8 protein-coding genes, 1 tRNA gene and 2 rRNA genes are annotated in these 9,083 nt (G+C 63.8%); 2 read left to right on the forward strand and 9 right to left on the reverse strand.

Annotated elements, in window-relative coordinates; genetic code table 11:
- Positions 1-344: 344 nt before the first annotated feature.
- The 4 genes from ACSLE4_RS03025 to ACSLE4_RS03040 form a co-directional block, all read right to left on the reverse strand.
- Positions 345-421 (reverse strand) — tRNA-Met (locus tag ACSLE4_RS03025).
- A gap of 227 nt (positions 422-648) precedes the next feature.
- Complete coding sequence (locus ACSLE4_RS03030) at positions 649-1,443, reverse strand: phosphatase PAP2 family protein (RefSeq protein WP_435903019.1); 795 nt, start codon at positions 1,441-1,443, stop codon at positions 649-651.
- 49 nt (positions 1,444-1,492) lie between these two features.
- On the reverse strand, positions 1,493-1,819 hold the full coding sequence (locus ACSLE4_RS03035) for a lipid-A-disaccharide synthase N-terminal domain-containing protein (protein ID WP_435903013.1): 327 nt from the start codon (positions 1,817-1,819) through the stop codon (positions 1,493-1,495).
- Positions 1,820-1,824: 5 nt separating this feature from the next.
- Positions 1,825-2,586: a glycosyltransferase family 2 protein gene (locus ACSLE4_RS03040; RefSeq protein ID WP_435903014.1), complete on the reverse strand. Its 762-nt coding sequence runs from the start codon at positions 2,584-2,586 to the stop codon at positions 1,825-1,827.
- Positions 2,587-2,860: 274 nt separating this feature from the next.
- Here ACSLE4_RS03040 and ACSLE4_RS03045 point away from each other — a divergent pair, with 274 nt between their 5' ends.
- On the forward strand, positions 2,861-4,285 hold the full coding sequence (locus ACSLE4_RS03045; RefSeq protein WP_435903020.1) for an ArnT family glycosyltransferase: 1,425 nt from the start codon (positions 2,861-2,863) through the stop codon (positions 4,283-4,285).
- A gap of 2 nt (positions 4,286-4,287) precedes the next feature.
- Here ACSLE4_RS03045 and ACSLE4_RS03050 read toward each other — a convergent pair whose 3' ends face one another.
- Positions 4,288-4,773 (reverse strand): copper chaperone PCu(A)C, encoded by a 486-nt coding sequence (locus ACSLE4_RS03050; RefSeq protein WP_435903015.1) that lies wholly within the window; start codon positions 4,771-4,773, stop codon positions 4,288-4,290.
- A 185-nt stretch (positions 4,774-4,958) separates the two neighbouring features.
- Positions 4,959-6,308: a L,D-transpeptidase family protein gene (locus ACSLE4_RS03055; RefSeq protein WP_435903016.1), complete on the reverse strand. Its 1,350-nt coding sequence runs from the start codon at positions 6,306-6,308 to the stop codon at positions 4,959-4,961.
- Between the two features lie 384 nt (positions 6,309-6,692).
- Here ACSLE4_RS03055 and ACSLE4_RS03060 point away from each other — a divergent pair, with 384 nt between their 5' ends.
- Positions 6,693-7,334: a cell wall hydrolase gene (locus tag ACSLE4_RS03060; RefSeq protein WP_435903017.1), complete on the forward strand. Its 642-nt coding sequence runs from the start codon at positions 6,693-6,695 to the stop codon at positions 7,332-7,334.
- 72 nt (positions 7,335-7,406) lie between these two features.
- On the opposite strand, the gene ACSLE4_RS03065 is transcribed toward ACSLE4_RS03060, so the two are convergent.
- From ACSLE4_RS03065 to ACSLE4_RS03075, 3 genes are all read right to left on the reverse strand, one after another.
- Positions 7,407-7,952 (reverse strand): formaldehyde-activating enzyme, encoded by a 546-nt coding sequence (locus ACSLE4_RS03065; protein WP_435903018.1) that lies wholly within the window; start codon positions 7,950-7,952, stop codon positions 7,407-7,409.
- A gap of 455 nt (positions 7,953-8,407) precedes the next feature.
- Positions 8,408-8,522 (reverse strand): 5S ribosomal RNA (rrf, locus tag ACSLE4_RS03070).
- A 109-nt stretch (positions 8,523-8,631) separates the two neighbouring features.
- Positions 8,632-9,083 (reverse strand): 23S ribosomal RNA (locus ACSLE4_RS03075); the annotation flags it as partial.

Genomic DNA, 9,083 nt, shown 5'->3' on the forward strand with positions numbered 1-9,083 from the left:
CCTCCGCAATCGACTGGCGGTTCTTGAGAAGCAGCAGGAAGAGCTTGAGGCTCGACTGAGCGCAGCTCCCGCATCAACCGTCCGCCTCCATCCCCGGTTAGCCGACGTGTATGCCCAAAAGGTCGGGCAACTCGAACAGGCGCTCAACGACCCCGCCATCAGGACCGAGGCTGCCGAGGTACTCCGCACCTTTATCGACCGCATTGAGCTACGTCCCGGGGAGATAGGTCAGGCCACCGCCGCCATTCTCTATGGGGACTTGGCTCAGATCTTGGCAGTTTGTGACAGCCCCGACAGCAAACAAAAACTCCCCAAAGCTGGCGCTTCAGGGAGTCAACTGTCAGTGGTTGCGGGGGCAGGATTTGAACCTGCGACCTTCAGGTTATGAGCCTGACGAGCTACCGGGCTGCTCCACCCCGCGTCAATTTTGCAGGCCTTCGAGTGACGGCCTCTGCCTCACGCGGCGCATGGCGTCCAAAGAGGAGCCGCCGCGAAAGGGGGGAACCTATAACAGGTTCGGAGAAGATGTGAAGCACGGGATCGGGTCCAAGACGGCCTACCGCGCGCCAAGTCGGCGCGCCAAGACGGCCCGCCGCGCATCTGCCTCTATATGGGGATTTTCCTTGGGTTTGTAAAGCGTAAGCCGGTTCAGGCCCCGCGCAGCCGGCCGGCGAAGGAGACCGGCCGGGACGGCCTATGCGCGGCGGTTTGGCCAGTATGCGCCTGGGACCGGCGCTCAACCTCCGGCCAGTTCAACCACGCCCGAACCCGCGGCGCGCGTAAGCGGTACCCGCCGCCAGGCGCATATTCGAACAGCCAGCGCCGCGCGGCGAACCGGTCCCGCACCAAGAAGGCGAAGGAGATGCCCAAAATCGCGCCGAGCACCGTATCGGTGAAGTAGTGGACACCGATCAGCACGCGGCTCAGCGCGATCCAGGCCGCGAGCGTGTAGAGCAGCAATCGTCCCCGCGGCCAAAAGATACCGATCACCGCGGCGAAGGCGAAGATGGACGTCGCGTGCCCAGAGGGAATGGACACGTAGTCCGAGTCGAAGGCAAAGAACTGAAAGTCGAAATGACCCACCGCGTCGAATAGCTTGGGCCGCGCGCGGCCCAGAATGTTCTTTAAAAGAACCGAGACAAGTCCCGCCCCCGCGATGCTGACAAAGGCGAACCCGGCTGCGCTGATCATCAGTCCATAGCCCACCCCGTTGCTAAAGCCGAGATGCCGGCGCCGCATGACGATGGCGAAGATGATGAGCGCCGCCGTGGGGATCAGCATCCAGTGGGACCGGCCAAGATCCGTGACGAGTTTGAAGAAATAGCAGGCGCTGGCCGAGAGCGTCCGAGCGCGCTCCAGCATGAACGGATCGATCAGGAGAAACCCAATCGCAAGCAGCGACAGTGCCAGCACGGCCTGTTCGCACAGCGTGAAATAGCGCATTTGCAAGATCGAGCCCCCCTCGATCCGAAGCGTGTCCGGCCTGCCCCGCTTAGGCCACTTCAGGCGGGCTCATCACCCGCTTCCCCAACCAAATAAAGTAGATATTGCGCGAATAGATGACGAGCCCGGTGGCCTGGCCGAGAATGAACACAGGATCCATCCGGTAGATGGCGTAGCTCAGCAGAAGCAAGCCGCCGCCGAAGCTGAAATACCAGAAGGTCTCCGGCACGATGCTGACGCGGGCGCGCTCCGTGGCGATCCATTGAATGAGAAAGCGCATGGAGAACATGGTCTGCGCGAACAGCCCCACGCCGATCCAAACGAGCTCGGAGATCGACGTGTCCGCCCACCATTGCACGAGACTTCCCCCCGACATGTCCGTTATCCCCTCTGACTTATGACCTGAACGTCTGCGTCGGCCGTCCCCTCGACCCGCTCGGCCAAAGGCGGGATCGCCGTACGTTTGCGCAACCAGCGCACGCCGACGAGGTCATAGATGCCGATCAGCGCACGGCCGAGATTGGTGTATTTGGATGTGCCCGCGAGCCGCGGGCGGTCGTTCACCGGCGCGTAAGCCACCTGGTGCCCGTAGGTCAGAAAGAACGCCGGCAGATAGCGGTGCATGCTGGTGAAGTAAGGCAACGCGACATAGGCCTCCCGCTGATAGACCTTGAGCCCGCAGCCCGTGTCAGGACAGCCGTCGTCCAGCACCTTGTCCCGCAGCCAGTTGGCGAAACGCGAAGCGAACCGCTTCGAGCCCGTATCCTTGCGCGACGCCCGTAAGCCGCCTACCAGCGCCGGCTCCTCGCCGGGAACGCCGAGGCGCTCGAAGAGTCCGGCGATGTCGTGCGGATCGTTCTGGCCGTCCCCGTCCATTGCGGCGATGGTGGGAAAGCGCGCGGCGAGCACCGCTGTCCGTAGAGCGGCGCTTTGGCCTGCCCGGCGCCCATGTCTCACATAGCGCAAGGAGTCGTAGCGGGGGATCAGAGCCTTGATTTCGCCCCCGGTGCCGTCGTCGCTCGCGTCGTCGACCACGATCACCTCGCCGAGCATGGCCGCAGGCACGGCGGCGAAGGTCTCTTCGATCAGGCGGCCGATATTGCCTTCCTCGTTGAACGCCGGAATGACAACGGAAAGACGCATGGCTTCGTCTGGCACCCGATTGCCTGCCATGGGCATCACCCAAAACACATGAAGCGGAACGCGAAGGCGGATTGTGAGACCCGAATTTAACGCCCGGATGAATGACCGGATGTGGGTGACATGCAGGTGACAAACAGCCGTGCCAAATGGGCGCGACTAGGGAAGCGGAAACGACGGCCGTGTACACCGGAGACCTTGCTCAAGAATTCCATGGACTCCGCCGGGAGCGGTCGCTCTCGGACGGGGGCTACCTGCTCCTCACGGCCGTCTGCCTCTGTGTCCTGCTCGCCTTTCGGCTTGTGGCGCTGAAGGCGGCGCAGATCGACCTGGTCATGGACGAGGCCAGTACTGGACCTGGTCCCGCGACTTCGAGTTTGGCTACTTTTCGAAGCCGCCGCTCATCGCTTGGATCATCCGCGCCGCAGGAGAAGTCTGCGGGCAGTCGGAAGCGTGCGTCCGCGCCGCCGCCCCCGTCCTCTACACACTCTCCGCCTTCATGCTCTTCCTCACGGGCCGGGCGCTGTTCGATGCACGGATCGGCTTCTGGGCGGCACTTGTCTTCGCCACCCTGCCTGGCGTTTCCTATGCCTCGCTGCTCATCACCACAGACGCGCCGCTGATCTTCCTATGGACGGTCATGCTCTTCTTCTGGGTCATGCTGGTGAAGCGGCAAAGCATGGGCTTCGCCATTCTGCTCGGCGTAGCGATCGGCGTCGGCCTCCTAGCCAAACAGGCGATGATCTACGCGCCGGTCTGCATCGCTTGCCACGCCGCGATGTCCCGCGAGGCGCGCGGTGCCCTAAAAGGCGGCCGCGGCCTGATCGCCGTGCTGATCGCGCTGGCGCTGTTCTCGCCCAACATCGTGTGGAACGCCGAGCACGGCTTCCCCACGGCGAAGCACACCGGCGCCAATATCGGCTGGCAATCCCCTTACGTTCACCCCGTCGCCCTGCTCGAGTTTCTCGGCGCGCAATTCGGCTTGTTCGGCCCGATCCTGCTTGTCGTGCTGGCCCGCGCGAGCTTTCGGGAGCTGCGTGCGCCGAGCGATCCCAACAAGACCCTGCTGCTCTGTTTCGCGCTGCCGGTTCTCGCGCTCCTCATCGTGCAGGCCCTGCTGTCGCGCGCCCACGGCAATTGGGCGGCGACCGCCTACCCTGCGGCCGGCATCTTCGTCACCGCCGTCCTGCTCGAACGCGGACGGTGCCTCCTATTCAACGTCTCACTTGGACTGTATCTCGTGCTGGCGGCCGCGATCGCGACGGCGCCGGCCTTCGCGCACAACTGGCCTGTGTTCGAGCAGCTCAAGTTTCTGCGCTCATCGCTTGGCTGGGAGGGCACCGCCGGCGTGGTCCGCAAGCGGCTCGCCGAAGACCCCTATGGGGCGGTCCTTGTCGGCTCGCGGGAGATGGCGGCGGAGTTGCTCTACTATCTGCGGGATTCACCCGTGCCACTCTATGTTTGGCAACGCGGCGGCACGCCTCATAATCACTACGAGATGACGCGGCCCTTTGGTCCGAGCACGCCCGAGCCGATCCTCTACGTATCGTTGAAGCTGTGTCCTCCGCGCGTCACGGGCGCGTTCGCCGAGGTCAAAGCGTTTCCGGCCAAGCGCGTGCCGCTGGTGCAGAACGAGGTGCGCCTCGTCTATACCTGCCGGCTGACCGGGTTCGAAGGCACCGGCAGCAGCGAACCAAAATAACGTCAGTGGGCGTGATCGCCGCCGGCGCCTTTGCGCACCGGAACCATGACATCGACCGATCCCGCCTCGGCGAATTCGAGCGTGAGGGGAAGGTCGCCGCCTTCGGCGAGCGTGGCCTTGAGCCCCATGACCATCACATGCGTGCCGCCTGGCTTCAGCTCGGCGGTGCCACCCGCCGGGATGGGCAACCCCTTATCGAGAGGCCGCATCTGCATGACGCCCTCTGCGGTCATCTTGGTCTCGTGCAGATCGACGCGCTCGGCGCTGGGGGATTTCACCGCCTTGAGCACGTCGTCCGTGGTGCCTTCGTTGGTGATGGTCAGGTAGGCGGCCGTGGTCCGGCCCTTGCCGATGGTCGGCCGCGCCCAAGCATCGGTGACGCTGATGCCATGCGCTTCCGCCGCCCACGCTGTCCAGGCGACGAATAGAAGGGCAACCATGGTCAGCACGACAGCCACGCCGATCTCGATCAGACGCAGCCTCGTCATGCGAACTATGCCCTCCTCCGAATGGAATGCTCTCACCGTATCGGTCCCTTGCCGCATTGCTCCTGGGTCCCCTTTTATGACCGCACGCCCGGCCCATGTTGTGCCGTGGTGTCGCGTGCGGCGGTCGGTCGCCATCCGACTCGGACGGGGTAAATAAATTGGAAATGGGCCGGGCTCAACCCGCCTCAGGGCGTGACGGCGCGGCTCTCCGAGACGACCAGCGCATCCTGTTGATCGTCGAGACCGTCGGCGGCGGCGTCCTGGCCGTAGATGTCGGGCCTGAACTGGGCGACGCCGCGGCTATTGGCGAAGGCCGTCAGATAGACGAAGTGCACGGGGACGGAGCTGCGCAGCTTCACGTTCTCCTTCTCCCCGCTCGCCACCTGCGCCTCGACCTTGGCCAGGTCCCAGCCCTGAGGACCCAACAACCAAGCCACGAGCTCCCACACGCTCTCCACCCGGACACAGCCCGAGCTGAACGCCCGCTGGCTCTGATTGAACAGCCGCTTCAGGGGCGTGTCATGCATATAGACGGCATGCTTGTTCGGCATATTGATGCGCACCAGACCGAGCGCGTTCTGCGGACCCGGGTCCTGGCGGAACTTGTAGCTGGCCACTTGCGGCGACATCCAATCCACCTGCTGAGGATCCAGCGGCTCCGACCCCCAGGTTCGGCTGACGTTGAACCTGTTGTCGTAGAAATACGACATGTCCTTGCGGATGGCCGGAATGAGGTCCTTGCGGGCGATGCTGTCGGGCACGCTCCACACCGGAAAGAAGTTCACCTCGACGATCTTGGCGTCGACCTGCGGCGTGGCCCGCGAGGGCTTGCCGACGACGACGGCGCTGTCGAGCGCGAGCTGACCCTCCTGCACCGCTTGCGCCGTATAGGCCGGCACGTTGACCAGCACGTAGCGCGGAGATCGGTTGATCTTCATCAGCTGCTGGACGCGGGGCAGATTGGCCTCGAGCTGACGCAGACGCTCGCGCGCCGGCACGTTGAGCGCCTTCAAAGTGCGCTGGTCGAGGAACCCGGAGACGCGCAGGCCATTGCGGATCTGGAACCGCGTGAGCCCATCGCGAAACTCATCGTCGAAGCGCCCGCTCGTGCCAGAGCCCGGCGGCAGATCGCCCTCCATGATGAGATGCTTGCGGATCGTGACGATCTCCGCGCTGCTGTCGCCCGGCCGCAGCGTCGTGTCCCCGCGCACCATCGGCCAGCCGCCTGCCGCCACAATCTGGCGATAACGCCCGATCGCCGCCTCCAAGCCCTGGACCGAGGCCTCACTCACGAACGGCACGTCCATCCGGAATTGCGGGCTGATGCGGTCGCGCAGGGCGTCGCGTTCGGCCTGGCGGCGGTCCTTCTCTTCCTGGGTCACGGGCCCGCTATCGGTGAACACGCGATAGGGATTGAACTGAGCCTGCGCGGCGCCCGATGAGAGCGGCAGAAGGAGGGCGGCTATCGCGCCGGCGAAGGCCGGGCCGTTCACGAAGAGGGAGAGGCGGCGGCGGAGAAACGAGCTAATGACCATGCGGGAGAGACTTCCAGACTTCTTGTTTGCTCATGCGGACGCGCCAAGAGGTGCATGATTCCGTGGCACAAAATGGACAGTGAGCCCCTAAGGAAGCCCGCGCCCGGACGGAAATTCGATGATCCCTCGACCCTACGGGACCATGGTAGCGCGGCCGCCGCCGATCCGAAAGATGGCGTCCGGCGGACCGTTCGCCGCGGTTAGTCGCCACGATTCCGGGTACGCGATCTTCCGAGTAGCCTCGACGATGCCGGCAAGCTGGTCCTCGTCCGCCGGCTGGTCAAAGAGGGCTTGCTCCAACCCCTCGATTAAGCCCGCCCGCCCTCAATCTAGCCGCAACCTTTTCCGACAATACTCCGAGGCGCTTTGCCGACGAGGGGGGACATGAGGGGGGCACTTCTCCTAGCTTTGCTGTGCGGGCTGGCTATGGCCGGCTGTAGCGGCCGCGCGCCACATGGTGGAGCCGTCGACACCTCCAACCTGACCGAGCGGGACTGCCTCGTGCGGGCCATGTATTTCGAGTCCAACCGCTCGAGCCCAGAGGGGCTCATGGCGGTCGGCACGGTGGTGATGAACCGGGTGGATTCGGCGCGCTTCCCGAGCACGATTTGCGGCGTCGTGGGTCAACACCGCCAGTTCGCGCCGGGCGTCCTAACCCGGGCGGTCGATGCTCGGCAGGCGGCCCCGGCCGCACGCGCCGCCGACGCCATTATGAGCGGCGAGCGCTACGCGCCGGTCGGCAAGGCCATGCACTTCCACATGGCGAGCTACAAGAACCCCTACCCGGCCAGGTACGTGACAGTGGCCGGCGGCAACGCTTTCTATCTCAAGATGGGGCGCCGCTGGCAGAGCGAATATACCGGGACCGTCGCGGCGGCCTCGTCCCCGAAGCAGGGGTTCATCCAGTCTCTCTACCAGCGGGCCACGACCGTGGCCGCGCACGGCGGGCCGGCTCAGCCCTGCGACCCCGCATCCAGCCTCGCCGCCACCTCGCTCGCCTGCGAATCCGAGCTGGAAGGCCGCTAGCCGAAGACATGAAAAAGCCCCCGTGGGAGATCCCGCCGGCGGCTTTGGGAGGTCTTCTCTAGAGGTGTGGCGCTACTCGCCTTTGAGGCCCTTCTCGAAATATTTGTGGACGACCTTGTCCTGGTTCTCCAGCAGCCAGTCGATCGAGGGCTGGAAGGTCATCGCCTTGTGGATGGCCTGCGTGGTGGCCTTGCGGTGGATGTCGAACAGCACCTGATGGTCGAGATCCTTGACCTCGACGATGCCGGGATTGAGCCACACCGAAACGATGATGCCGAGCTCGTCGCACTTGTCCTTGGGAATGTCGCCGGAACGCACGGCATCGAGCACGCCCATGGCCGTGGCGTATTGCACCGTGCCCATGAGGATGTTGGTGTAGCGCGAGTCCTTGACGGTGACCTTGCTGACACAAAGCGTGGGCGGGCGCACCATCACGTCGGTGTTGAGCAGCGCCAAGACGCGGGAATGCCCCTTGACCTGATCGCCGAGCAGGTTGGCAAAGGCGGAGCCGAACGGCCCGTCCATTTCTCCGATAGCGACTTCCGGTTCCGCGGCCGTGCCCGGCGGTCCGCCGGCGACGAGGCTCTCGCCCACTCTCAAGACAATGCGATCGGACATGCTGCTCTGGTCTCCCTTTGCCTGCTGGATCTTGGCCGGGACTATGGCCCGCGGCACCAGAGCGCGGCAATGCCTCGGGGCGCGAAAAATCCGCGCAAGCCGCGCTTGCTAAGCCGGGGGGCCGGCAGCGCGAACCAACAAGCCGCGCTCAAGTAGGCCAGAGGCCGATAACGCCAACCAACAAGCCGCGCTCAAGTAGGCCAGAGGCCGATAGCGCAACGAAAAAGAAAAACCGCCGCGGGATTTCTCCAGCGGCGGTTCTTATCGTGGCTGCCATTTCTGGCGAAACCAACTCGTGAAAGAGGGGAACGCGCTCTATAGAGCGCGTATTCTCGATGAGGGCTCTGGGAGCCCGTGCTGCGCTCGACGCGATCCGCGGTAGCGCAACAATCGCGCGTTCAAACAGGCCAAAGGCCAAGAACGCAACGAAGAAGTTTTGAAACCGCCCTTGGCAAGCCTGGCGACGACCTACTCTCCCAAGCCTTGAGACTTAGTACCATCGGCGCTGGAGCTTTTCACGGCCGAGTTCGGGATGGGATCGGGTGGTCACGCTCCGCCAAAATCACCAGGCCAGCGAAGGGCGGTTTCAAATCTGGTCTCAACACTCATCTCTTCTCTTCGCGCTCAAATAGGCCAGAGGCCGGTAGCGCGATGAAAAGGATGGGCACTGACAATGAAAGCAATCAAGCCGATCGAGCTATTAGTACTGGTTAGCTTCACGCATTGCTGCGCTTCCACACCCAGCCTATCAACGTGGTGGTCTTCCACGGCTCTCAAGGGAGAACTAGTTTCGAGGTAGGCTTCCCGCTTAGATGCTTTCAGCGGTTATCCCGTCCGCACTTGGCTACCCTGCTATGCCGCTGGCGCGACAACAGGTCCACTAGAGGTGCGTCCATCCCGGTCCTCTCGTACTAAGGACAGATCCTCTCAATTCTCCTACACCTACGGCAGATAGGGACCGAACTGTCTCACGACGTTCTAACCCCAGCTCACGTACCTCTTTAATTGGCGAACAGCCAAACCCTTGGGACCTGCTCCAGCCCCAGGATGTGATGAGCCGACATCGAGGTGCCAAACGATGCCGTCGATATGGACTCTTGGGCATCATCAGCCTGTTATCCCCAGCGTACC

Source organism: Methyloceanibacter sp. (genome assembly GCF_051306395.1).
Lineage (GTDB): Bacteria > Pseudomonadota > Alphaproteobacteria > Rhizobiales > Methyloligellaceae > Methyloceanibacter.

Excerpts from the sequence above, each read along its gene's own strand:
- ACSLE4_RS03030 (WP_435903019.1), bottom strand. The coding sequence starts at position 1,443 with ATGCGCTATTTCACGCTGTGCGAACAGGCCGTGCTGGCACTGTCGCTG.
- ACSLE4_RS03035 (WP_435903013.1), bottom strand. The coding sequence starts at position 1,819 with ATGTCGGGGGGAAGTCTCGTGCAATGGTGGGCGGACACGTCGATCTCC.
- ACSLE4_RS03040 (WP_435903014.1), bottom strand. The coding sequence starts at position 2,586 with ATGCGTCTTTCCGTTGTCATTCCGGCGTTCAACGAGGAAGGCAATATC.
- ACSLE4_RS03050 (WP_435903015.1), bottom strand. The coding sequence starts at position 4,773 with ATGACGAGGCTGCGTCTGATCGAGATCGGCGTGGCTGTCGTGCTGACC.
- ACSLE4_RS03055 (WP_435903016.1), bottom strand. The coding sequence starts at position 6,308 with ATGGTCATTAGCTCGTTTCTCCGCCGCCGCCTCTCCCTCTTCGTGAAC.
- ACSLE4_RS03060 (WP_435903017.1), top strand. The coding sequence starts at position 6,693 with ATGAGGGGGGCACTTCTCCTAGCTTTGCTGTGCGGGCTGGCTATGGCC.
- ACSLE4_RS03065 (WP_435903018.1), bottom strand. The coding sequence starts at position 7,952 with ATGTCCGATCGCATTGTCTTGAGAGTGGGCGAGAGCCTCGTCGCCGGC.